Raw genomic sequence first — 22,263 nt, 5'->3', positions numbered from 1 at the left:
CCTCTTCCCGGGGTGTGCTGGGCGTGGGGCCTTTGCTCCTTGGAGAGTGAAATGAAACCGCTTTTCTCTTCCCTTCGATCCGGGCTCCTGGCCCTCGGTTTCGTTGCCGGCGTGACGGCACCGTCGGTGGCCGGCCCGATCCTGCAACCCGATCTGTCGACCGCAACCAGCACGGCGGCAACCATCATACCCATCCGCGACAGCTGGGCCGGCGGCAATGACCGGCGGGGGATGTATGATTGGCGCTGGCGGCGCGGTGGCGACTGGCGGGGCCGGGATTTCAGATGGCGCGGCGACGACTTCCGCTCTCGTCATTTCTCCCGCAACTGGGATGGCGGCGACTGGCGCTGGCGGCATCATCGCCATCATCGGCGCTTCGACAATGGTGACGCCGCCCTTCTGGGGCTTGGGCTAGGCCTGGGCCTGGGTAGCCTCGCCTACAACAACTACTACGATCCATATTATTACGACCCCTACCCGCGCTACGTTCAGCCGCGGCGCATCTACCGGACCGAGCGGCTTTCCAGGGCCCATGTCCAATGGTGCTACGACCGCTACCGGTCCTATCGGGCCTGGGACAATACGTTCCAGCCCAATTACGGCCCGCGCCGGCAGTGCATATCGCCCTATATCTGAGCCCTTCGGCAGGAAGGATGAGACGGCGCCCTTCGCGGCGCCGTTTTATTTTGCCGAACCTGTGTCCGCCATCGGCCGATAACCCTAAATTCATCGGCGGCGGCTATTCATCCATGCCGTTGTCCCTCAATATGACGATTCGCGCGAACGGGGTGCGAGACGTGCACGCCATGGCCGAAAACGAACACAGAAACCAACACAGGCAACGCGTGCTCAAAGGCGCGGCGATCCTGACCGGCATCAACAATTCCGAGGTCAGATGCACGGTGCGCAACATGCATGCTAACGGCGCAGAGTTGAAAGTGCCGATCGATGCGCGCGTGCCGGACGAATTCCTTCTCTATGTGCCGATCGACGGCATCGGCTACAGGGCGGTGGTGCGTTGGCGCCGCGAGGACCGCATCGGCGTCGAGTTCACCGGCACCGAGCCCAAGCCGCACTGGCACTACGGCTAGATCCCGGACCCGACCAGCTAGCTTGGCAAAGAAAGGCCGGCGGATCGCTCCGCCGGCCTATGGGATGCAACGGTGAAATCGAAGATCAGTTCTTCGCCTTGTCGACCAGCTTGTTCTTGGCGATCACCCGCGCGACCGCAGGGCGAAGCCCGAGGACGCGCAGGCAAAAAGATGTGGATCGCCTTAGTTCTTCGCCTTGTCGACCAGCTTGTTCTTGGCGATCCACGGCATCATCGCGCGCAGCTTGGCGCCGACTTCCTCGATCTGGTGGCTGTCGTTGCCACGGCGGATGCCCTTGAAGCGCGACAGGCCGGCGCGATATTCCTGCATCCATTCCGAGGTGAACTTGCCGGTCTGGATGTCCTTCAGGATGCGCTTCATCTCGGCCTTGGTCTCGGCGGTGATGATGCGCGGACCCGAGACATATTCGCCCCATTCGGCGGTGTTCGAGATCGAGTAGTTCATGTTGGCGATGCCGCCTTCATAGATCAGGTCGACGATCAGCTTCACCTCGTGCAGGCACTCGAAATAGGCCATTTCCGGCGCGTAGCCGGCTTCCACCAGCGTCTCGAAACCAGCGCGGATCAACTCGACCAGGCCGCCGCACAGCACCACCTGCTCGCCGAACAGGTCGGTCTCGCATTCCTCGCGGAAATTGGTCTCGATGATGCCCGAGCGGCCGCCGCCGACGCCGCAGGCGTAGGAGAGCGCGAGGTCGAGCGCGTTGCCCGAAGCGTCCTGGTTGACGGCCACCAGGCACGGCACGCCGCCGCCCTTCTGGTATTCGCCGCGCACCGTGTGGCCCGGGCCCTTCGGCGCGATCATGACGACGTCGACCGAAGCCTTCGGCTCGATCAGGCCGAAATGCACGTTGAGGCCGTGCGCGAAGGCGATCGCGGCGCCGTCGCGGATGTTCGGCGCGATCTCGTTTTTGTAGATGTCGGCCTGCAATTCGTCGGGCGTCGCCATCATCATCAGGTCGGCCCATTTGGCGGCGTCCGCCACGCTCATCACCTTGAGCCCGTCGGCCTCGACCTTCTTGGCGGTCGCCGAGCCGGCCTTCAGGCCGATGGCGATCTCCTTGACGCCGGAATCCTTGAGATTGAGCGCGTGCGCCCGGCCCTGGCTGCCATAGCCGATGATGGCGACCTTCTTGCCCTTGATGAGGTTCAGATCGGCGTCACGATCGTAATAGACACGCATTGTGGTCTTCCTTCCCGTTTTGAAGATCAGAGGGCCTGCGGCCCGGTTTTTGCTCCGAAAAGAGCGAGAAACTGTTGCGTCGCGCGGCGGGCATCGCCGCCGATCGTCGCCCCAGTCAAATCCACCCGATCGCCGAGCAGCAGACGAATCTGCACGTCCCGGCCGACCAGGCCGAAAAAGGTCCGGAACGCCGTCTCGGCGTCCTCGAAATCGAGCAGTCCTGCCTGGCGTCCGGCTTCGAGCACAGGCTTCAGGCGCTTCGCCAAGGCAAAGCGGCCGTTCTGCAGCACGACGGCGCCGAGATCGTCCTTGCCCGAGCCGGCATGGCTGACCGCGACACGGTTGAGCGCAATCGAGGTGTCGCTGGAAATTACCTTGAGCCAGTCGGATGCGAAGCGTTCGAGGCTCGCGGTCAGCGAGGCAAGGTCGAGCCCTTCGCGATCGACCGGCGCCACGCGCACTTTGGACGCCTGCCACTGCACTGTCGCCGTCAGCAGCCCGTCGCGGTCGCCGAACCATTTGTAGAGCGTTTCCTTGGAGCAGCTTGCCCGCCGCGCCACCGCGGTCATCGTCAGGTTGTCGCCCTCCTCGACCAGCAGGCGAAGCGCCGCATCCAGAACGGCCTGCTGGCGCTCGGTGAGCGTCTCGCTGTTGTCGATGTCGGCGCCTGCCTGCAGCACGTTCTGTCCTGTTTTTCCGGTCGCTCGGATGCGTACCGTACGTTACGGTTCGGCTTATTGCGCATTCCGGTTTTGGATGCAAGGGGCGCGGCGAAAAATGACCGGCGGAAACAGCGAAAAGCTCGGCAGCTAATCGCTCGTCGGTGGATCGCGAAGCCGTCCGAGCAGGCTGGCCAATGTCTTCAGGTCCTGGGCCGGAAGCCTGTCGCCCATCAGTTGCGCGATCGAAGCGCCATAGACGGCCCAGATGCGGCGGCGCATGTCCCGACCGCTTGGCGTGATGCGCACGGTCTGGCCCCGGCCGTCATCGGAGACCGGCAGCTTTTCGACCAGGCCGTCCGCCTCCAGCCGGGCCAGCAGCCGGGAGACGCTATACTGCGCCAGCAAGACGCGGTCGATCAGCTCGAACGGCCGCAGCCCTCCCTCGCCCGCTTCCGCCAGCTCGTGCAGCACATCATACCAGCCTAGCGGCGGCAGCCCGCTGGCCTTCAGCGCGTCCTCGGTCTTTTCGACCAGTTGGCGCGAGACGCGCATGAGGCGCGCCCAGGCGGTGACGGCTTCGGGCGATGGGGATTTCTTCGTCATCGGCGCAGCCTAGCGGATAGATGCAAATGCATCAAGCTTGACGATCGATGCAAATGCATTCATATAGATGCAAACGCATCGATATGGAGTTCTCCGATGAAACATGAAATCTGCAAGATCGCCGATATCCCGCAAACCGGCAGCCTGATCGCGCCCTTCTTCGGCCGCGAGGTCCATGTCTGGCGCAGTGGCGAGCGCATCCGCGCCGCGGCCAATGCCTGCCTGCATTTCGGCGGGCCGCTGGAATGCAAGGACGGCTCACTTGTCTGCCAATGGCACGGCGCGAAATTCGACATGGCAAGCGGCGAGCGCCTGGAAGGCCCGGCGCCGAAGGGCTCCCGCCTGATGTTCCTGTCGACCCGCGTCGAAGACGGCGCGCTGAACTATGTCTGGGGGGAATGAGATGACCGCCAGGCTCACCCTCGTCAGCCATCACCTCTGCCCCTACGTCCAGCGCGCCGCGATCTCGCTTGCCGAGAAAGGCGTGCCGTTCGAACGGGTCGATGTCGACCTTGCCAACAAGCCCGACTGGTTCAAGGCGGTCTCGCCGCTCGGCAAGGTGCCGCTGCTGCGCGTCCGGCATGGCGACGCGCAGGAAGTCATTTTCGAATCCGCCGTCATTCTCGAATTTCTCGAGGAGACGGAGGCCAATCCCTTGCACCCTGCCGATCCGCTGCTGCGGGCCAGGCATCGCGCCTGGATCGAATTCGGCTCGGCGATCCTCAATGCCATCGGCGGTTTCTATTCCGCTGCCGATGAAGCCGCTTTTCTCCATGAAAGCGGAGGTTTGTCCGGGATGTTCGCGCGTGTGGAAGCAGAACTCGCGGCAAGGCAAAGCGGTCCGTGGTTCGCCGGAGATCGTTTCTCGCTGGTCGACGCCGTCTACGGACCGGTCTTCCGCTATTTCGACACGTTCGACCGCATCGGCGACTTCGGCATTCTGGACGGCAAGCCGCTCGTCCAGGCATGGCGCGCGGCCTTGAGCAAACGGAAATCGGTGAAGGAAGCCGTCGGTCTGGACTATCCGCAGCGGCTGCATGCCTTCCTGCGGGCAAAGGGATCTTACCTGTCCGAGATCATCCGGCTGCAGGCCATTGCAACTCCGCAAGCCCGATCCGCCTGAACGGGTCGACTACCGTACCAGCAACCATGGCCGCAAGGAATTGCGGCCCTGGCGGAACTCTCGCCAGCGCCGCCACCATACGGTCGCGGACAAAGGGCAAGGCCGCGGAGTCCGACTGGTAGAATGGCGTCAGCGACCGTGACAGCGCCTGGAAGACGCGCACATGCCAACGGCGCGCACTTACATAGGTCGCCAGCGCTTCATCTATGCCGTTCGCGTGCTCCAGCGCATGGCTGAGCGCCGCGGCGTCGAGCAGCGCCATGTTCGCGCCTTGCCCGAGCTGCGGGCTGGTCGAATGCGCGGCATCGCCGATGACGGCAAGCCGCCGGCTGGCGGGCAGCGTCATCGTGTGGTGGCCATAGCGGGCGAGCGAGAGCTGCTCGAAACTGTCGATCTGGCTGGTGAAAGCCTCGCACTCTGGCCACACAGAGACCACCCTCGCTTTCCAGGCATCGAGTCCCTTCGCCTTTATCTGTTCAGCATCGGCCGGCTTGAGGCTCCAGAAGAAGGCCGCCATCTCTTGCGCGCCGGGCTCCGGCCGGCCGATCGGCAGCACGCCGACCATGACGCTCGCCTTGTCATAGCGCTGCAGCAGCGCGCTTCTGTCAAAGCCGTCCCGCCATCCAAGCGACGCCCAGAATGCGCCATAGGCGAGCGGCCGTGGCATGGCGTTATCGCCGAGATATGACCGCAGTTTCGAGCGCGCGCCGCTGGCATCGACAATGAGGTCGAACGGTCCTAGCCGCCTGCCGTTGCCGCAGACCAGCGTCGCGCGCTCGCCGACTTCCAGCGTTTCGACCTCGACATCGGTTTCGATGGCAATCGCTTCGCGCAAGGCGGCGCGGTAGAGCACCCCGAACAGCGCCGCCCGATGCACGGCGAGGCCGAAGCGGCGGCCGCGCCGCGCGTCATAGCGGACTTCGAGCACCGTGCGCCCGCTGCCGGCGTCAGTGCCGTGCAGCCGCTCGATGCGGCTGCCAAGTGAAAGGATCTCATCGAGCAGGCTGAGATCGGCGAGCACGGTCAGCCCGGTCGGCTGCAGGATGAGGCCTGAGCCGACAGGCCTCGGCGCGTCGAAACGCTCGAAAATGATGACCTTGTGTCCGGCCCGCTTGAGGTAAAGCGCTGCCGCCAGCCCGGCCGGACCAGCGCCGGCAATCGCGATCTCGTAAGACTTGCCCATCGTCCCCCAACCCGACCCTGCGGGGACAATCCCGCTTGGAACGCGCCGGATCAATCGGGCGCTTTGACGCTTGTGTCGAGAGATCAGCCCTGGGCGGTGTCGAAGGCGGCGCGCGCATCGCGCACCGCGTCATGATTGAGTTCGGCCCATTGAACGAGCTGTTGCAGAGGCAGGAACATCGAACGTCCAAGATCGGTCAGGCTGTATTCGACGCTCGGCGGCTTGGTCGGAAACACCTCGCGGTGCACGTAGCCGTCCCGCTGCAGATCATGGAGCGTCTGCGTCAGCATGCGCTGCGAGATGTCGGGAACCAGCCGGCGCAGCTCGCCAAAGCGATAGGGCTTCTCGGCCAGTGCCATCACCAGCAGCGAACTCCATTTGCCGCTGATGCCCTGGATCACGTCGCGGACCGGACAATCGGCGAAATTGGCGCCGTTCGTCATGGCCTTGTAGACCTCGAGCTTGGCTTTCAGATTGAAGATCTTGCTGTCCATCACGACATCCGCTGATCGAAACTAAAGCATGTCTCCCGAAAGTGGGAACCGGTTTCGGGATAAAGACATGCGTAAAATCAAACCTAGCGCATGGAGCGAATCTGAAAGATCGCGACGCGCTTTAGGCCGGCCGGGGTGGTTCCCTGGCAGTGCCTACCTCCCGAAAAACTGCCTTCTTTACGGCCTGCGGTCAATTCCTATTTTAGCGCTGGTCTCTTTTTGAGACCAGCAATCAGACCCGCCATTGGCATTTTCAAGGGATACCCGATGACCGAAACCCTTCTCGTAACCGGTGCTTCCGGCCATCTTGGCCGCGCCGTCATCAATCATCTGCTTGGCGAACGGAAAGTCGCGCCAGCCAATATCATCGCCACCACACGCAACCCGGAAAATCTCGCCGATCTGGCTGCGCGGGGCGTCGCTGTGAGAGCCGCCGACTTCGACGATAAGGCTTCGCTGGAAGCAGCGTTCACGGGCGCCGACCGGGTGCTTGTCATCTCGACCGGCGAGCTCGACCTGAAAAGCGACCGGCGCCTGAAGCAGCACCAGGCAGCGGTGGCCGCCGCCAAGGCGGCCAAGGTCTCGCATCTGCTCTACACCTCAATGCCCAATCCGGAGCCCGGCTCGCCGGTGCTGTTTGCCGGCGACCATTACGGCACCGAAGAGGCGATCAAGGCGAGCGGCATCCCCTACACCATCTTCCGCAACGGCTGGTATCAGGAGAACCTGTTCAGGTCGCTGCCGCATGCCATTTCGTCGGGCAAGTGGTACAGCTCGGCCGCCGACGGCCGCATCGCTCACGGCGCGCGCGACGATATGGCGGCCGCCATCGCCGCCGGCCTCGCATCCGGCTCCAAGGAAAGCCACATCTACACGCTGACCGGCCCGCAGGCCTATACCACGAATGAAATTGCGGCGCTGGTAAGCGAAGTGACCGGCAAGCCGCTGGAGGTCATCCAACTGCCGGACGAGGCGCTGACCGAAGGGGTGAAAGCGGCGGGCGTTCCCGAGGACTTCGCCCGCATCATCGTCTCCTTCGATGCCAACACCCGCGCCGGCCGCATAGGCGAGGTGACCGATGCGGTCGAGAAGCTCTCAGGCCGCAAGCCGCGCACGCTGAAACAGTTCCTCGAAGCGAACAAGGCCGCATTGCTCGGCTGAAGTCTGGCGCGCCTGGGAGGTCGTCCCCCCGGCGCGCTTCACTTCGATTTCTTGGGGATCCGAGCCGGATCAGGCTCTCAGCGGTCGCGACAAGCGCGCCTTTCCGAGATGCGGTGTCCAGCCGCGACCGGCACGGCGCAGCCTCTCAGATCGCGACCTGCGTGCCAATCTCCACCACGCGTCCGGTGGGAATCTGGAAATACTCCGTCGCGTCCGACGCGGTCTTCGCCAGGCCGATGAACAGCCGATCCTGCCAGATCGGCATGCCGGAATTGGGCGAGGCCTTAAGCGAGCGCCGCGACAGGAAGAACGACGTCGTCATGATGTCGAACTTCCAGCCCTGCTTGCGGCAGATGGCCAAGGCGCGCGGAATGTTCGGCTGCTCCATGTAGCCGAAGGTCAGCGTCACGCGCATGAAAAGCTCGTTGACCGTCTCCAGCTTGACGCGCTCGCTGTCGGGCACCACAGGCTGCGGCGCCGTCACCACCGACAGGATGACGTTCTTTTCGTGCAGCACCTTGTAGTGCTTGAGGCTGTGCATCAGCGCCGTCGGCGCGCTCAGCGGATCGCTGGTCAGGAACACGGCGGTGCCCGAGACCAGCTGCGGCTTCTTCTTCAACAGGTTTCCCGCCAGGAAATCGAGCGGGATCTCGTTGCGCCGCGTCTTGTCGAAGAGGTAGCGGCTGCCGCGCACCCAGGTCCACATGCCCAGGATGATGGCGAAGGCGACCGCGAGAGAGGCCCAGCCCCCCTCGAACACCTTGACGATGTTGGAGGCGAAGAAGCCTATGTCGATCAGGGCGAACACCGCCGTCAGGCCGATCGCCGGCCAGATATTCCACTTCCAGATGCGTGTCATGACGATGAACAGCAGCGTCGTCGTCACCAGCATGTTGCCTGTGACGGAAATGCCATAGGCCGAGGCCAGCCTGCTGGATTCGCCGAAGCCAACCACCAACAGCATCACCACCAGCGCCAGGAGCATGTTGACGCGCGGCATATAAACCTGGCCGGACTGCTTCTCCGACGTATGCAGGATTTCGAGTCGCGGCAGCATGTTGAGCTGCACCGCCTGTCTGGTCAGCGAATAGGCGCCGGAGATGACGGCCTGGCTGGCGATCACGGTCGCTGCGGTCGCAAGGACCACCATGGGGATGAGTGCCCAGCCCTCATTCATCTCGAAAAACGGGTGGCCGACCGTGCCCCCCTTGGCAAGCACATAGGCGCCCTGCCCGGCGTAGTTCAAAAGCAGGCAGGGAAACACGATCGCAAGCCAGGCCAGCACGATCGGCTTACGGCCGAAATGGCCGAGGTCGGCATAGAGCGCCTCGGCGCCGGTGACGGCCAGGAAGACGGCGCCGACCGTGACGAAGGACACGTCGGGCGAATTGATGAAGAAGGCCACGATGTAGTGCGGGCTTATGGCCCACAGGATTTCCGGGTCCGAGATGATGTGCTTCAGCCCGGAAACGCCGATGGCAAGGAACCATATGGCGGTGACCGGCCCGAACACCAGGCCCACACCGCCCGTGCCGAAACGCTGCACCGCAAACACGGCTGCGAGAATGAGCAATGTCAGCGGCACCACATAGGGCTGGAAGGCGGGTGTGACGACGTTCATGCCCTCGACCGCCGACAGCACCGAGATGGCTGGCGTGATGACGGCATCGCCGAAGAACAGCGACGCGCCGACGATGCCGATGCCGAGCACGATCGCCGAGCGTGTCGGAAAAGTGCCGCGCGCCAGCGCCATCAGCGACAGCACGCCGCCCTCGCCGCGGTTGTCGGCGCGCAGCACGAACATGATGTATTTCACCGTGACCGTGATGGTGAGCGACCAGATAATCAGCGACAGCACGCCTAGAATGTCGGCGCGGTTGGCCACGTCGCCGCCCGACGAGGCGTGCAGCGCCTCGCGGAAGGCGTAGATCGGGCTCGTGCCGATATCGCCATAGACGACGCCGAGCGCCCCCAGCATCAACACCTTGGCGCTGTGCTGTTCGATCTCTGGATGGCTCGATTGGTCGACGGGTTCTGCCTCAGCACCATTGGCAAGGGCCATGGACCACACTCCGATAAAACGCGCGGTGCTCTACGCTTGCTGCAGTGCAATATCAAGTGCCCTAGCGTGAGGGCTCCCATGCCGCCGACGCACGGCTTCACTGTGCACGGAGCGCGCCTGCATCGTCATCCGATAGAAACGGCCTCGTCAGATAGCGACCTGCGTGCCGATCTCGACCACGCGTCCGGTGGGAATTTGGAAATACTCCGTCGCATCCGCTGCCGTCCGCGCAAGGCCGATGAACAGCCGGTCCTGCCAGACCGGCATGCCGGAATTGGGCGAGGCCTTAAGCGAACGACGCGACAGGAAGAACGACGTCGTCATGATGTCGAACTTCCAGCCCTGCTTGCGGCAGATGGCCAAGGCGCGTGGAATGTTGGGCTGCTCCATGTAGCCGAAGGTCAGCGTCACCCGCATGAACAGCTCGTTGACCGTCTCCAGCTTCACGCGCTCGCTGTCCGGCACGACCGGCTGCGGCGCCGTCACCACCGACAGGATGACGTTCTTTTCGTGCAGCACCTTGTAGTGCTTGAGGCTGTGCATCAGCGCCGTGGGGGCGCTCAGCGGATCGCTGGTCAGGAACACGGCGGTGCCCGAGACCAGCTGCGGCTTCTTCTTCAACAGGTTTCCCGCCAGGAAATCGAGCGGGATCTCGTTGCGCCGCGTCTTGTCGAAAAGGTAGCGGGTTCCGCGGATCCAGGTCCACATGATCAGGCCCATGAGGCAGGCGACGGTGATCGACACCCAGCCCCCTTCGACGATCTTGACAACGTTGGCCGAGAAGAAGCCGAGATCGATGACGCCGAACAGCAATGCCAGCGCCAGTGCGGCCGCAACCTGCCATTTCCAGAGCCAGCGCATGACGACGAACAAAAGGATCGTCGTCATCAGCATCTCGCCGGTCACCGAAATGCCATAGGCCGAGGCGAGCGCGCTCGAGCTGCCGAAACCGACGACCAGAAGCATCACGCCGAGTGCCACCAGGAGATTGACCCTCGGCATATAGATCTGGCCGCTCTGCATCTCGGAAGTATGCTGCACTTCGATACGGGGCAGAAGGTTGAGCTGCACCGCCTGCCTTGTCAGCGAGAAGGCGCCGGAAATGACGGCCTGGCTGGCGATGACGGTGGCCGCGGTCGCCAGGCCCACCATCGGCATCAGCGCCCATTCGGGCAGCATCTGGAAGAACGGGTTGGTGGGCTTGCCGCCATGCGAGAGCACGAAGGCGCCCTGCCCGAAATAATTCAGGAGCAGGCAAGGGAAAACGATTGCGAACCAGGCCATCACGATCGGCTTGCGGCCGAAATGGCCGAGGTCGACATAGAGCGCCTCGGCGCCGGTGACGGCCAGGAACACGGCACCCACCGTGACGAAGGCGCCCGTCGGCGTGGTGGCGAGATAATAGATCGCGTAATATGGATTGATCGCCAGGAAGACGGACGGGTCGTCGACGATATGATAGACCCCAGCCGCTCCGATGGCCACGAACCATGTCGCCGTCACCGGTCCGAACACCGCCGCCACCTTGCCCGTGCCGAAGCGTTGCACGGCGAAAAGCACGGCCAGGATGACCAGCGTGATCGGGACCACATAGGCATCGAGCGCCGGGGTGACGACTTTCAGGCCCTCAACCGCCGAAAGCACCGAGATCGCCGGCGTGATGATCGAATCGCCGAAGAACAAGGCCGCGCCGCAAAGGCCGATAACCAGGATGAAACGCGAGCCCGGGGGGTAGGCGCTGCGCGCCAGCGACATCAGCGACAGCGTGCCGCCTTCGCCCTTGTTGTCGGCCCTGAGCACGAAGGCGACATATTTGATCGTGACGATGATGGTGAGCGCCCAGACGATCAGCGACAGCACGCCGAGCACGTCATGGCGGGCGACCGAGCTTGACGAGGCATGCAGCGCCTCGCGGAAGGCGTAGATCGGGCTCGTGCCGATATCGCCGTAGACGACGCCCAGCGCGCCAAGCATGAGAACCTTGGTGCTGTGCTGCCGCTCGGTTTCGGCATGGCCCGAGCGTTCGAGGGATTCCGTCTCGCTGGCGTTGGCTAGCACCATGAACCCCATTTCATCAGATTCGCCACGCTTCGAGGTCGCCGCAACGCGCGGGACGCACCGAAACTGCCGGAGTTACGCAAGGCGCCCTACCATCCGCAGGCCTTCAAGAACCGCCCGACAGTGCCGGCCATGCCATACTCCAGCGCATCCGCTGTCAACCCATGTCCGATCGATACTTCGGCTAATGCCGGAATGCGTTTGGCCAGCGGCGGCAGGTTCTTCACGGTCAGATCGTGGCCGGCATTGACACCGAGCCCGGCCGCGAACGCCGCATCAGCGGTTTTTCCCAACCTTTCCAGTTCTTTCGCCGCCTTTGCGGAATCAGAATGGTAACCTCCATATGGCCCGGTATAGAGCTCGATGCGGTCGGCGCCGGTGTCGCGAGCCGCACTGACCGCGTCCGGATCCGCGTCGGAAAACAAAGACACGCGAAACCCGCCCTTCTTCAACCGCTTGACGATCGGAGTGAGGAACGCCGCCTGGGCGACGAAGTTCCAGCCATGGTCAGAAGTCGCCTGCGCAGGGTCGTCCGGCACCAGCGTCACTTGCTCGGGCTGGTTCTTTTCGACAAGCGCCAGAAAATCCTCGGTCGGGTAGCCCTCGATGTTGAACTCCGCGCCCGGAAACTCATCATCGATCAGCGCCCTGATCTCCGGCAGGTCGGAATACCTGGTGTGCCGCTCGTCAGGGCGCGGATGGACCGTCAGCCCGTGCGCGCCGGCGGCAAGCGCTATGCGGCCAAGTCCGGTCACGCTCGGCCATGGCAGGTCGCGACGGTTGCGCAGCATGGCGACGGCGTTGAGATTGACCGAAAGCTTGGCGGGCATGAGCTGGGGTCCAGTGGATCGGCGCGCATCTATAGCGCCTTTGACGGGAACAGATAGAGGGTTTCGCGTGTTCCAGGGGATAGATGGAGGCTAAGATAAGGATTTGCCAGTGAATTTCCTCGAAGCCGTGCCGGCGATCCGCCGCATCGAGACCAATCGCGATGCGCTTTTCGCCATCGAAGTCGTCGGCGATGTCTCGCCGGCCGATGCGGAAAACCTGTTCGGCCTGCTGGAGGCCGCCTACGCGCTGCATCCCAGGATCGACGTGCTGGTGAGGTTGACTGACGAGGAAAGCGTCGACTGGGCCAATATCAAGCAAGACACGCTCAAGCAGGGCGTGGCCGACGCGATGCAACATGTCGTGCGCTGCGCGGCCATCGGCGAGCCGAGCTGGGCCCCGCTCGTCGCCGGCCTTTTCCCCAAGACGCTGCCTTTCGAATTCAGGCGCTTTGGCGTCGACGACGAGGAAGCCGCCTGGCAATGGCTTGGCGCAAGACCAACGGACTAGGGTTGTTGAGATTCAGGTCAGACCGAGCCGGAGTCGAAGACGGGCGCGAAGCGACCAAACTGGATGGTTTCCGGGAACCGGCCTACGCCGGCCTTAGCCTTCCTAGAGCGGAGACGCTTATGAGAGCTTCGGCCGGCGAAGGCCGGAGCGGAGCGTGCTTGACGTATGTGAGCACCGGAAGCGCAGGAAGCCGCCATTTGCAGGCCGGCCTCACCTGAATGCCAACAACCCTAGCGCACGACCGTCAGCCGCTCGGCGGCGCGGGTGATGGCGGTGTAGAGCCAGCGCTGCCTGGTCTCCTTGAACGCCCAGCTCTCGTCGAACAGCACCACGTCGTTCCACTGCGAGCCCTGTGCCTTGTGCACGGTCAGCGCATAGCCGTAATCGAAATCGTCGAAGCGCTTCTTCTGCTGCCAGGGGATCTCGGCATCCGGATCCTCGAATGCCGCCTTGAGCAGCTTGATCTTGGCGACGCCGCGGTCGGGGTCGTCCTCTTCCGGCGAGACCAAAAGGTTGATGCCGGGCTTCACCGTCTCGCGCGACGAGGTCATCACCTTCCACAGCGAACCGTTGAGCAGCCCCTTGGCCGGGTCGTTGCGCAGGCAGACCAGCTTGTCGCCGGCTTGCGGGAAGTCGGCGTTGAACCCCTTCAGCTCGCGCAGCCTTTGATTGTAGCGCCGGCGCGTGCGGTTGGTGCCGACCAGCACCTGATCGGCCTTGAGCACCAGCTCCTGGTTGACTGCTTCCCTGCCGATCACCTGCGCCGTGCCGTAGTCGCCATGCATGAATTCGCGGCCCTCGCGCACGTCGAGCGCCAGCCGGATGATCGGATTGTCGCGCGCCTGGCGATGGATCTCGGTCAACAGAACGTCCGGCTCATGCTCGGTGAAGAAGCCGCCGCCCGAGATCGGCGGCAGCTGCGCCGGGTCGCCGAGCACCAGGATCGGCGTGCCGAAACTCTGCAGGTCGCGACCGAGCTGCTCGTCGACCATCGAGCATTCGTCGATGACGACAAGCTTGGCGCGCGAAATCGGGCTTTGCCGGTTGAGCGAGAAGGTCGGCGACATCGAGGTCTTGCCGGTCACCTCGTCCTCGACCGATTCCTCGCCCTTCGGCCTGTAGATCAGCGAATGGATGGTGCGGGCGTTGGTCGCGCCCTTCGAGCGCAGCACCTGCGCCGCCTTGCCAGTGAAGGCGGCGAACTGCACCTGGCCGTCGACATGCTCGGCGAAATAGCGCGCCAGCGTCGTCTTGCCGGTGCCGGCATAGCCGAACAGCCGAAAGACCTGCGGCCGGCCCTCCTTGAGCCAACGCCCGACCGCTTTCAAAGCCTCATCCTGCTGGGGAGAAAATTCCATCAGTGCGACAGACCGGATTCGCAGGCGAAAGACAAGATTGGCCGCCATATCGACCGTTGCCGGCTGCTAGCGCTAGCCTCGACAACTCAGGCTACCAGTCGCCAATCGGAACGTAAAGAGAACAAAACGATCTATCGGCCTTAGCCTGGATCGTTCTCCAGCAGGATCGGCTTGCCATGCGGTGTGGCGTGCGCGGCACGTTCCCAAGCGGCGGCCAGTTCATCCACCTCACCCTTGCCGGCGACCCCTTTTCGCGACAACAGCTTCTCCAGCGCCGCCAGCCAATGCTCGTAATAATCGTGACCGTCCGTTGCCGCGCCTGGCTGCTTCACCTCGGCGGCTAAGGCCTCCGCCCATTCGCTCCACGAAAACAGGCCGTTGCCGTGCAGCGCAACGGTCAGTGCGAAGGCTTCGGCCTGCCACGGCTCGGCAAAGACCGGCTCATCGAAACCAGCCGGCAACGCACCTTCATGCCGGCTCAAGATAGCTCTCCCAGGCGTCGATCGAGACGCTGAGCGTCGGATCGGCGCCTTCGCCCCAGATCTCGGCCCCGTCGAACACCACGGTGTAGACCCATTGCGGGTTCTCGCCCTTGCCGTGCGCATTGCTGTCGGGGAAGACGAAGCCGTCGCGCACCGCCTCGATCCTGCCGTTCTTGCCGCGCGCATAACGCGGCAGGCGCGTATGGCCGGTCGGGTTGAAATTCTTCGTCCGCACACGATCGCCCGCGCGGAAACGCGCCGGCGCGGCGACCGGCCGGTTGCACGGCCCGCCCTTAGCGAGCACTGCGGGTACATCCGCCGCCTTCAGCACTCTTTTCGGCACCGTGGCCGCATCCACGGCCTTGCCGGCGGCAAGGTCGCGCTCGGTGATGAAGCCGTGGCGTTTCAGGAGCGTTTCCAGGGCCTTGATCCAGATCTGGTAGTAGCTCGATGAGTAATAGTCGGCGGGATGCAGCGATTCCCGCGCATGCCGGCTCTCGTCGATATTCCAGGCGCCCATGCCGCCGGCGGTGAGCGTCACGCCCAGCGCCCGCCGCTCCCACGCCGCGTGGAAATAGGGCTCGTCCTTCTCGGGCGCGACCGGCCCGAAACCCATTTGACCGCCGAGATCCTGCGGTCCGTTCATGCCGGTTCCCCTTCCGGCTCTTTGGCAAGCGCGGTGCCGATCATCGCATCGCGGCTGACCAGTCCGGCGAGCTGCTCTTCGCTCCAGCCCTCGGTCCCCTTGGGACGCATCGGCACCACCAGGTAGCGAAGCTCTGCCGTCGAATCCCAGACGCGGATTTTCTTCTCCGCCGGCAGTATCAGTCCGAACTCCTCCAGCACCCCGCGCGGATCGATGACCGCCCGCGAGCGGTAAGGCGGCGCCTTGTACCAGACCGGCGGCAGGCCGAGCACCGACCACGGATAGCAGGAGCAGAGCGTGCAAACGACGAGGTTGTGCGTCTCCTCGGTGTTGAACACGGCCTGCATGTGCTCGCCCTGCCGGCCGGTGTAGCCCAGCGACGCGATCGCCGCGGTCGCGTCGCGCTTGAGCCATTCGGCATAGTCAGGATCGTTCCAGGCCTTCGCCACCACCCGCGCGCCGTTGCGCGGGCCGATCTTCGTCTCATAGGTGTCGACGATGACGTCGATGGCCGCAGGGTCGATCAGGCCCTTTTGGGTCAGGATCGTCTCCAGCGCGCGCACGCGCGCCGCGAACGGATCGAGCTCGTTGTCGTGGTCATGATCATGGGACATGGTCACAGACTAGGATCGGCTGCGGCCGGCCGCAAGCGCCACGGCTTGGGCCAGTCGGAGCGATCTACTCGGCTGCCGTCTTCTGCGGCTCGGGTTCGCCGTCGAACAGCGAGGCTTGCTCGCCGCTTTCCACCACATGCAGCGCCGGCCGGCTCTTCTTCGACGAGAAGCTGAGCAGCCAGCCCGAGAAATTCTCGAAATAGACGTAGATCACCGGCGTGACGAACAGCGTCAGCGCCTGCGAGGCGAGCAGGCCGCCGACCACGGCAACGCCGAGCGGCTGGCGCAATTCGGCGCTGGCGCCGGTGCCGAGCGCGATCGGGAACGTGCCCATCAACGCCGCAAGCGTCGTCATCATGATCGGCCGGAAGCGCATCAGGCAGGCTTTGTGGATGGAGTCCCTCGCCGACATGCCCTGCCGCCTGAGCTCCAGCGCGACGTCGACCATCATGATGCCGTTCTTCTTGACGATGCCGATCAGCATCAGGATGCCGATCACCGCGATCACCGACAGATCCATGCCGGCGAAGCGCAGCGCCACCACGGCGCCCAGCACCGCCGACGGCAGGCCGGTGAGGATGGTGAGCGGGTGGATGAAGCTCTCATAGAGCATGCCGAGCACGATATAGATCGTCAGGATCGCGCCGCCGATCAGCAGCCCCTGATTGGCAAGCGAATCCTGGAAGGTCTTGGCGGTGCCGGCAAAGCTCGTCGAGATCTCCTTCGGCATGCCGATCTGGTCTTTGAGCTGGTCGATGCGGGTCACCGTGTCGCCGAGCGATACGCCCTGCGGCAGGTTGTAGGAGATCGTCACCGCCGGAAGCTGACCGAGCTGATTGATCGTCAGCGCGCCGGCCGTGCGGTCGACATGGGCGAAGGCGCCGAGAGGCACCAGGCTGCCGCTCGCCGTCCGCATCTGGATGGCGAGCATCCGCTCGGGCGACCATTCGATCTTGGGATCAAGCTCGGTGATGACCTCATAGCTGTCGGCCGAACCGAAGATCGTCGAAACCTGGTCGGTGCCGAAGCCGCCATAGAGGGCGGAACGCAGCGTGTCGGTGTCGATGCCGAGTTGGGCGGCCTTGTCGCGGTCGATTACCAGCGAGGCCTGCAATGCGTTGTTTTGCAGGTCGCTAGTGACGTCGGTGAATTTCGTATGGTCCGCGGCCATCGCGTCGTTCAGCTTCTGCGCCCAGATGTCGGTCTGGCCGGTGTCGAGCCCCTGCACCACGAGCTGATAGGCGCTGGCCGACGACCGCGAGCCGAGCCGCAGGTTCTGCACGGGCTGCATGTAGGTCTCGATGCCCGCCACGCCGGCCAGCTGGCGTCTGAGATCCGAAAGCACCTTCTCGATGTTGGGCCGCTGATCCTTGCCCTTGAGCTGGACGAAGAGCTGGCCCTGGTTGAGCGCGTTGTTGCCGCTGCCCGCCGACCAGGCCACATGGTCGACATAGGGCGACTTCGAAAACACGCTGGCCACCTGCCCTTGCAGCTTCGCCATGGCGTCGAACGAGATGTCCTGGCGCGCGATCGTGGTCACCGATATCTGGCCGATATCCTCCTGCGGAAAGAAGCCCTTCGGGGAGACCTGGATCACCCACACCGACGCCGCGGCGGTCGCGATGAAGACGAGGAACACCAGGAAAGTGTTTCGCAGGCAGAAGCCCAGGATCCGGTCATAGCCGCGCGTGATGAGGTCCGGCTTATGGCCGGGGGCGTGCTTTTCGCGATCGGCCTTGGTCACCGACAACAGACGCGAGCAGAGCATCGGCGTCAGCGTCAGTGACACGAACATCGAGGCCAGGATGGCGACGGTCACCACGACGGCGAATTCGTTGAAGATGCGGCCGATGACGCCGCCCATCAGAAGCACGGGAATGAACACCGCCACCAGCGAGATCGAGATCGAGATGATGGTGAAGCCGATTTCGCGCGCTCCCTTCAACGAAGCGTCGAAGGCGGACAACCCGTCCTCTTCCATATGGCGGAAGATGTTTTCCAGCATGACGATGGCGTCGTCGACGACAAGACCGACGGCCAAAGTCAATCCCATCAGCGAGATATTGTCGATCGAGAAGCCGAACAGGAACATCGCGCCAAGCGTGGCGATCAGCGAGATCGGCACCGCCACCGCCGGGATGATCGTCGCCGTCACCCGGCGCAGGAATACGAAGATCACCAGCACCACAAGCGCGATGGTCAAGAGCAGCGTGAACTGGACGTCGTCGACGGCCTGGCGGATCGATGTCGAGCGGTCATTGAGCAGCTTGATCTGGGCGGCGCCCGGCATCTGGTCCTGGAAGGACGGCAGCATCGCCTTGACCTTATCGACGACGTCGACGGTATTGGCGTCGGGCTGGCGCTGCACGGCCATGATGATCGCGCGCGTGCCGTCATACCAGCTCGCCGTCGTCGTGGTCTGCACGGAATCGACGACCCGCGTCACGTCGCCCAGCCGCACCGGACGGCCGTTCTTGGTGGCGATGATGAGGTTGGAGAAGCCTGCGGCGTCGGTAAGCTGCGTGTTGGCGGTAATCGTCAGCTGCTGCTTGTTGTTCTGCAGCACGCCGAGCGGAGTGTTGCTATTGGCCGAAGTGACCGCAGCCTGCAGCTGATCGATCGAGATTCCGCGCGCGGCGAGCGCGGTCGGATCGATCTGGATGCGCACGGCGTATTTCTGCTGGCCGAAGATCGAGACCTGGGCCACGCCGTCGATGGTCGACAGCGACGGTGACATGACGTTTTCCGCGAAGGCGTCGAGGTCGGTCAGCGGGACCGTGTCGCTGACCAGCGACATCAGGAGGATCGGCGCGTCGGCCGGATTGACCTTGCGATAGCTTGGCGGCGAGGTCATTTCCGGCGGCAGCGATCTTTGCGTTCGCGCGATCGCCGCCTGGACGTCCGCCGCCGCGGCATCGATGTCGCGGTTGAGCACGAACTGGATGGCGATCGAGGTCTGGCCGAGCGAATTGGTGGTCGAGATCGAATCGATGCCGGCGATCATCGCGAATTGCTTGATCAGCGGCGTCGCCACCGATGTCGCCATCGTCTCCGGCGACGCGCCGGGAAGGCTGGCCGAAACGTTGACCACCGGAAATTCGGCGCTGGGCAGCGCCGCTACCGGCAGGAACTTGTAGGCAAAAATACCGCCCAGAATGAGGGCGAACGACATCAGAAGGGTGGCGACAGGCTTGCGGATGCAGAATTCGGAGATCATTGGCTCGCCCCGCCGGCCTTGTCGGCCTCCGCGACCTTGGGCGATGCCTGTTCACCGGATCCCGCGGCGGCTTTGCCTTCATGCACTGCTGCGCCGTTTTTCAACCGTGTCTGGCCTTCGACGACGACCTTCTCGCCGCTCTTGAGCCCGTCGCTGATGGCGCTGTTTTGGCCTTCCGTCAGCGCCACCTGCACCGGCCGCATCTCGACGGTGTTGTCCGGCTTGACGACATAGACGAACGGCCCCTTCTGGCTGGGCTGCACCGCGACCGTCGGCACCGAGGTCATCTGCGGCATCATGCCGGCCTCGAGCACCACGTTCACATATTGCCCAGGCCACAGCGAAAGATCCGGATTCGGTATGCTCGCCCGCGTGGCGATGGTGCCGGAGGCCGTATCGACGCTGGAATCGACGAAATCGAGCGTGCCCTTGCCGATCGGCGTGGGATCGCCGCTCTTGGTCAGCGTCACGTCGCCTTGCTGCGGGTCGGCTAGCGCCTTATGCAAAAGGGCAAGGTTGCTCTCGGGCAGCGTGAAGTTCACCTGCAGCGGATCCATCTGCGTGATGGTGACCAGCGGCGTCGAGCTGCTCGAGTTGCCGTTGCTGGTGGTGACGAGATCGCCGACCGAGACGTTGACCGCGCCGAGCCGGCCCGAGATCGGCGCCGTAATCGTTGCATAGCTCAATTGCACGGTGTCGGCATCAATGGTCGCCTTGTCGGCGTCGATGGTGGCGGCCGCGGCCTTCTGGGCCGCCAGCGCCTGATCGTAGGTCTGCTGCGTGCCGGCCTGCTTGGCGACGAGGTCCTTGGCGCGCTGCAGATCGGCCTGGGCGCTCACCAGCATCGCCTGGTCCTTGGCGAGCTGCGCCTGATCCTTGGCGAGCTGCGCCTTCAGTGCGCGGTCATCGAGCGAAATGAGCAGATCGCCGGCCTTGACCATCTGCCCGTCCTTGACCGCGATCGACACGATCTGGCTGGAAACACGGGCATTGATATTGACCACCTCCGGTGACGAGACGAAGCCGATGGCATAGCGGCGGATCGGAAAATCGGCTGTCGTCGCGGTGGCGGAGACGATCGAGGCCGAACGCGGACCGCCGCCTTTCGCATTGTCGCCTTTCGCATTGTCCGGGGCACCGGCCGCTTTATCGCCGCTCGCCGTCTTGTCCGTCGCGGCCGCGCTTTCCTGCTTGCTCGAAATCAGCTGTTGGACCTTGGCCAACGTCGTCGGCGAAAGATAAAGCCCGGCGCCCGCCAGGCAGGCGACCGCAACAACTGCAAAGGCGATTTTTCCGCGCATCGACAAATAAGCCTTCTACCCGACACGCCGATCCCGGTGGTCCATTCTAGCTCGCTTCACGGCCTCGTGCCGCGATTTTCGTGGAGTAGATAGGACAAGGCTTTGGCCGAAAAGGGCCAAAACGGGGCATTACGAAGATTTAATGTGCACTGCACAATAGCTAAGCAGCCGGCAAACGAACCCAACGAACGCCTCTGCGACCAGTCCGAAAACTGTCAGATGTGTTGAGATTCAGGTCAGGCCGAATCGAAAACGATGGTTTTCGAGAACCGGAGCGGAGCGTATTTTCCTACGTGAGCATCGGAAGCGCAGAAAGCCAGCGTTTGCAGGCCGGCCTCACCTGAATATCGGCACATCTAACGGAGCATCGGCCACAGCGTCGCCGCCAAGAGCACGCCCATGGCGATGTTGAACCGTTTCAGCCGCACCGGATCCGACAGGAAGCCGCGCAGCGCCGTGCCGAAGCCGGCCCATACCGAAACGCTGGGCAGGTTGACGATGGTGAAGGCGATCGAGATGAGCGCCACCGAGACGAACGGGTGATCGGCATTGGTGTAGACGGCCATCGCGGTGATCGCCATCACCCATGCCTTGGGATTGACCCACTGGAATGCGGCGGCGTCGATGAAGCGCATCGGCCGTCCCTGCGCCCCCTTTCCGTCGCTTATCGAGCGCGACATGGCGATCTTCCAGGCGAGGTAGAGCAGGTAGGCGGCGCCGGCGATCTTCAGCGCCGTATGCAGCGCCGGCACCGCGGTCAACACCGCGCCGAGCCCGAAGCCGACGGCCAGCAGCAGGACCAGAAAGCCGATGCTGATGCCCAGCATATGCGGAACCGTCCTGGCGATGCCGAAATTGACGCCGGAAGCGAGCAGCATGAGGTTGTTCGGCCCCGGCGTGATCGAAGTCACGAAGGCATAGACCAACAGGGCAAGGAATGTGTCGAGCGACATGTTATCCTCCCAGATATGTCAGCCTTACTGTCCTTTTAGCAAATGCGCAAAAGCCAGAAACGGGCAACCGCCGGGCCAAAGTTTTGAAACAGGACGGTCGTCCTGTTCACATTCCCTGCGGACCGCGGTTCATCGCGGCGACGCCGGTGCGGCAGATCTCGACCAGGCCGAGTGGCTTCATGATGGCGATGAACTGGTCGAGCTTGGAGCCCTTGCCGGTGATCTCGAAGATGAAATGCTCGGTGTTGGCGTCGATGACCGAGGCGCGGAAAGCATCCGCGAGCCTCAGCGCCTCGACCCGGGCGTCGCCTGTGCCGGCGACCTTCACCAACGCGAGCTCACGTTCCAGCGGGCGCTCCTGCCCAAGCTCATGCGAGCGCACGGTCAGGTCGACCACCCGGTGCACCGGCACGATGCGCTCGAGCTGATGCTTGATCTGCTCCATCACATGCGGCGTGCCGCGCGTCACGATGGTGATGCGCGACAGATGCTTCTCATGCTCGGTCTCTGAAACGGTAAGGCTTTCGATGTTGTAGCCCCGACCGGAAAACAGGCCGATGACGCGGGCAAGCACGCCCGGCTCATTGTCGACCAGCACTGAAAGCGTGTGCGTTTCCGGCTTTTCGGTTTCCTTGGCGATAAAATAGGCGGAGCCGGTCGGTTGAAGGTGCTGTGCGTTCATAAGGTGAATCTCGATTTCAGACTTTGAGCTAA

Annotated in this window: 22 protein-coding genes; 6 read left to right on the top strand and 16 right to left on the bottom strand. The window is 63.6% G+C overall.

All coding sequences use genetic code 11. From position 1 onward, the window contains the following. Positions 1–51: 51 nt before the first annotated feature. A complete protein-coding gene (locus LB535_RS26460; protein WP_224634266.1) occupies positions 52–636 on the top strand; it encodes a BA14K family protein in 585 nt (194 codons plus the stop codon). A 170-nt stretch (positions 637–806) separates the two neighbouring features. Then, a complete protein-coding gene (locus tag LB535_RS26455) occupies positions 807–1,091 on the top strand; it encodes a PilZ domain-containing protein (RefSeq protein WP_095764807.1) in 285 nt (94 codons plus the stop codon). Between the two features lie 183 nt (positions 1,092–1,274). On the opposite strand, the gene ilvC is transcribed toward LB535_RS26455, so the two are convergent. The 3 genes from ilvC to LB535_RS26440 all read right to left on the bottom strand — a co-directional run bounded on the left by ilvC (position 1,275) and on the right by LB535_RS26440 (position 3,559). Then, the gene (ilvC, locus tag LB535_RS26450) at positions 1,275–2,294 is read right to left on the bottom strand and encodes a ketol-acid reductoisomerase (protein ID WP_140724924.1); all 1,020 of its coding nucleotides are present in this window, start codon (positions 2,292–2,294) and stop codon (positions 1,275–1,277) included. A gap of 26 nt (positions 2,295–2,320) precedes the next feature. Beyond that, a complete protein-coding gene (locus LB535_RS26445) occupies positions 2,321–2,971 on the bottom strand; it encodes a TetR/AcrR family transcriptional regulator (RefSeq protein ID WP_263490954.1) in 651 nt (216 codons plus the stop codon). Positions 2,972–3,103: 132 nt separating this feature from the next. After that, positions 3,104–3,559 carry a MarR family winged helix-turn-helix transcriptional regulator gene (locus LB535_RS26440; RefSeq protein ID WP_224634265.1) on the bottom strand — a complete coding sequence of 152 codons (456 nt, stop codon included), beginning with the start codon at positions 3,557–3,559 and terminating at the stop codon, positions 3,104–3,106. Between the two features lie 96 nt (positions 3,560–3,655). Between LB535_RS26440 and LB535_RS26435 the strand changes: the two genes are divergently transcribed. Then, positions 3,656–3,961 (top strand): Rieske (2Fe-2S) protein, encoded by a 306-nt coding sequence (locus LB535_RS26435; RefSeq protein WP_224634264.1) that lies wholly within the window; start codon positions 3,656–3,658, stop codon positions 3,959–3,961. Position 3,962: 1 nt separating this feature from the next. Beyond that, positions 3,963–4,682, top strand: a complete 720-nt coding sequence (locus tag LB535_RS26430) for a glutathione S-transferase family protein (protein ID WP_224634263.1) — start codon at positions 3,963–3,965, stop codon at positions 4,680–4,682. Here LB535_RS26430 and LB535_RS26425 read toward each other — a convergent pair. Together LB535_RS26425 and LB535_RS26420 are read right to left on the bottom strand one after the other, a co-directional pair. Further along, complete coding sequence (locus LB535_RS26425) at positions 4,636–5,865, bottom strand: FAD-dependent oxidoreductase (RefSeq protein WP_224634262.1); 1,230 nt, start codon at positions 5,863–5,865, stop codon at positions 4,636–4,638. The genes LB535_RS26430 and LB535_RS26425 overlap by 47 nt on opposite strands. A gap of 83 nt (positions 5,866–5,948) precedes the next feature. After that, complete coding sequence (locus LB535_RS26420; protein ID WP_095764800.1) at positions 5,949–6,359, bottom strand: winged helix-turn-helix transcriptional regulator; 411 nt, start codon at positions 6,357–6,359, stop codon at positions 5,949–5,951. Positions 6,360–6,626: 267 nt separating this feature from the next. Here LB535_RS26420 and LB535_RS26415 point away from each other — a divergent pair, with 267 nt between their 5' ends. Then, positions 6,627–7,520 carry an SDR family oxidoreductase gene (locus LB535_RS26415; RefSeq protein ID WP_224634261.1) on the top strand — a complete coding sequence of 298 codons (894 nt, stop codon included), beginning with the start codon at positions 6,627–6,629 and terminating at the stop codon, positions 7,518–7,520. A gap of 145 nt (positions 7,521–7,665) precedes the next feature. Here LB535_RS26415 and LB535_RS26410 read toward each other — a convergent pair whose 3' ends face one another. The 3 genes from LB535_RS26410 to LB535_RS26400 form a co-directional block, all read right to left on the bottom strand. Continuing rightward, the gene (locus tag LB535_RS26410) at positions 7,666–9,582 is read right to left on the bottom strand and encodes a potassium transporter Kup (RefSeq protein ID WP_140839874.1); all 1,917 of its coding nucleotides are present in this window, start codon (positions 9,580–9,582) and stop codon (positions 7,666–7,668) included. 147 nt (positions 9,583–9,729) lie between these two features. Next, entirely contained in the window at positions 9,730–11,643 is a 1,914-nt protein-coding gene (locus LB535_RS26405) for a potassium transporter Kup (RefSeq protein WP_224634260.1), read from the bottom strand. A gap of 86 nt (positions 11,644–11,729) precedes the next feature. After that, positions 11,730–12,470, bottom strand: coding sequence for a pyridoxine 5'-phosphate synthase (locus LB535_RS26400; protein WP_224522795.1), 741 nt, complete (start codon positions 12,468–12,470; stop codon positions 11,730–11,732). Between the two features lie 109 nt (positions 12,471–12,579). Here LB535_RS26400 and LB535_RS26395 point away from each other — a divergent pair, with 109 nt between their 5' ends. Continuing rightward, entirely contained in the window at positions 12,580–12,978 is a 399-nt protein-coding gene (locus LB535_RS26395) for an STAS/SEC14 domain-containing protein (protein WP_224634259.1), read from the top strand. Positions 12,979–13,208: 230 nt separating this feature from the next. On the opposite strand, the gene LB535_RS26390 is transcribed toward LB535_RS26395, so the two are convergent. From LB535_RS26390 to ilvN, 8 genes are all read right to left on the bottom strand, one after another. Further along, complete coding sequence (locus LB535_RS26390; protein WP_095764795.1) at positions 13,209–14,336, bottom strand: ATP-dependent RecD-like DNA helicase; 1,128 nt, start codon at positions 14,334–14,336, stop codon at positions 13,209–13,211. A gap of 140 nt (positions 14,337–14,476) precedes the next feature. Beyond that, positions 14,477–14,818: a nitrile hydratase accessory protein gene (locus tag LB535_RS26385; RefSeq protein WP_224634258.1), complete on the bottom strand. Its 342-nt coding sequence runs from the start codon at positions 14,816–14,818 to the stop codon at positions 14,477–14,479. After that, positions 14,805–15,464: a nitrile hydratase subunit beta gene (gene nthB / locus LB535_RS26380; RefSeq protein WP_224634257.1), complete on the bottom strand. Its 660-nt coding sequence runs from the start codon at positions 15,462–15,464 to the stop codon at positions 14,805–14,807. The genes LB535_RS26385 and nthB overlap by 14 nt, the downstream gene beginning before the upstream one ends. Further along, positions 15,461–16,078 (bottom strand): nitrile hydratase subunit alpha, encoded by a 618-nt coding sequence (gene nthA / locus LB535_RS26375; RefSeq protein WP_224522798.1) that lies wholly within the window; start codon positions 16,076–16,078, stop codon positions 15,461–15,463. Before nthA ends, nthB begins: the two co-directional genes overlap by 4 nt. 64 nt (positions 16,079–16,142) lie before the next feature. After that, a complete protein-coding gene (locus LB535_RS26370) occupies positions 16,143–19,295 on the bottom strand; it encodes an efflux RND transporter permease subunit (protein ID WP_224634256.1) in 3,153 nt (1,050 codons plus the stop codon). Then, positions 19,292–20,596: an efflux RND transporter periplasmic adaptor subunit gene (locus LB535_RS26365; protein WP_224634255.1), complete on the bottom strand. Its 1,305-nt coding sequence runs from the start codon at positions 20,594–20,596 to the stop codon at positions 19,292–19,294. The genes LB535_RS26370 and LB535_RS26365 overlap by 4 nt, the downstream gene beginning before the upstream one ends. Before the next feature lie 356 nt (positions 20,597–20,952). Then, on the bottom strand, positions 20,953–21,549 hold the full coding sequence (locus LB535_RS26360) for a LysE family translocator (RefSeq protein WP_224634254.1): 597 nt from the start codon (positions 21,547–21,549) through the stop codon (positions 20,953–20,955). Between the two features lie 106 nt (positions 21,550–21,655). Further along, the gene (gene ilvN / locus LB535_RS26355; protein WP_027169049.1) at positions 21,656–22,231 is read right to left on the bottom strand and encodes an acetolactate synthase small subunit; all 576 of its coding nucleotides are present in this window, start codon (positions 22,229–22,231) and stop codon (positions 21,656–21,658) included. Positions 22,232–22,263 lie beyond the last annotated feature (32 nt).

Origin of the sequence: Mesorhizobium sp. CA10 (genome assembly GCF_020165285.1) — a bacterium.
Lineage (GTDB): Bacteria > Pseudomonadota > Alphaproteobacteria > Rhizobiales > Rhizobiaceae > Mesorhizobium.
The sequence above is the reverse complement of the archived record's forward strand: the minus strand, read 5'-3'. Positions and strand labels throughout refer to the sequence as shown.

What these genes read in the sequence shown, in the direction of transcription:
- LB535_RS26460 (WP_224634266.1), top strand. Translation starts at nt 52, where the DNA reads ATGAAACCGCTTTTCTCTTCCCTTCGATCCGGGCTCCTGGCCCTCGGT.
- LB535_RS26455 (WP_095764807.1), top strand. Translation starts at nt 807, where the DNA reads ATGGCCGAAAACGAACACAGAAACCAACACAGGCAACGCGTGCTCAAA.
- ilvC (WP_140724924.1), bottom strand. Translation starts at nt 2,294, where the DNA reads ATGCGTGTCTATTACGATCGTGACGCCGATCTGAACCTCATCAAGGGC.
- LB535_RS26440 (WP_224634265.1), bottom strand. Translation starts at nt 3,559, where the DNA reads ATGACGAAGAAATCCCCATCGCCCGAAGCCGTCACCGCCTGGGCGCGC.
- LB535_RS26435 (WP_224634264.1), top strand. Translation starts at nt 3,656, where the DNA reads ATGAAACATGAAATCTGCAAGATCGCCGATATCCCGCAAACCGGCAGC.
- LB535_RS26430 (WP_224634263.1), top strand. Translation starts at nt 3,963, where the DNA reads ATGACCGCCAGGCTCACCCTCGTCAGCCATCACCTCTGCCCCTACGTC.
- LB535_RS26425 (WP_224634262.1), bottom strand. Translation starts at nt 5,865, where the DNA reads ATGGGCAAGTCTTACGAGATCGCGATTGCCGGCGCTGGTCCGGCCGGG.
- LB535_RS26420 (WP_095764800.1), bottom strand. Translation starts at nt 6,359, where the DNA reads ATGGACAGCAAGATCTTCAATCTGAAAGCCAAGCTCGAGGTCTACAAG.
- LB535_RS26415 (WP_224634261.1), top strand. Translation starts at nt 6,627, where the DNA reads ATGACCGAAACCCTTCTCGTAACCGGTGCTTCCGGCCATCTTGGCCGC.
- LB535_RS26410 (WP_140839874.1), bottom strand. Translation starts at nt 9,582, where the DNA reads ATGGCCCTTGCCAATGGTGCTGAGGCAGAACCCGTCGACCAATCGAGC.
- LB535_RS26405 (WP_224634260.1), bottom strand. Translation starts at nt 11,643, where the DNA reads ATGGTGCTAGCCAACGCCAGCGAGACGGAATCCCTCGAACGCTCGGGC.
- LB535_RS26400 (WP_224522795.1), bottom strand. Translation starts at nt 12,470, where the DNA reads ATGCCCGCCAAGCTTTCGGTCAATCTCAACGCCGTCGCCATGCTGCGC.
- LB535_RS26390 (WP_095764795.1), bottom strand. Translation starts at nt 14,336, where the DNA reads ATGGAATTTTCTCCCCAGCAGGATGAGGCTTTGAAAGCGGTCGGGCGT.
- nthB (WP_224634257.1), bottom strand. Translation starts at nt 15,464, where the DNA reads ATGAACGGACCGCAGGATCTCGGCGGTCAAATGGGTTTCGGGCCGGTC.
- nthA (WP_224522798.1), bottom strand. Translation starts at nt 16,078, where the DNA reads ATGTCCCATGATCATGACCACGACAACGAGCTCGATCCGTTCGCGGCG.
- LB535_RS26370 (WP_224634256.1), bottom strand. Translation starts at nt 19,295, where the DNA reads ATGATCTCCGAATTCTGCATCCGCAAGCCTGTCGCCACCCTTCTGATG.
- LB535_RS26365 (WP_224634255.1), bottom strand. Translation starts at nt 20,596, where the DNA reads ATGCGCGGAAAAATCGCCTTTGCAGTTGTTGCGGTCGCCTGCCTGGCG.
- LB535_RS26360 (WP_224634254.1), bottom strand. Translation starts at nt 21,549, where the DNA reads ATGTCGCTCGACACATTCCTTGCCCTGTTGGTCTATGCCTTCGTGACT.
- ilvN (WP_027169049.1), bottom strand. Translation starts at nt 22,231, where the DNA reads ATGAACGCACAGCACCTTCAACCGACCGGCTCCGCCTATTTTATCGCC.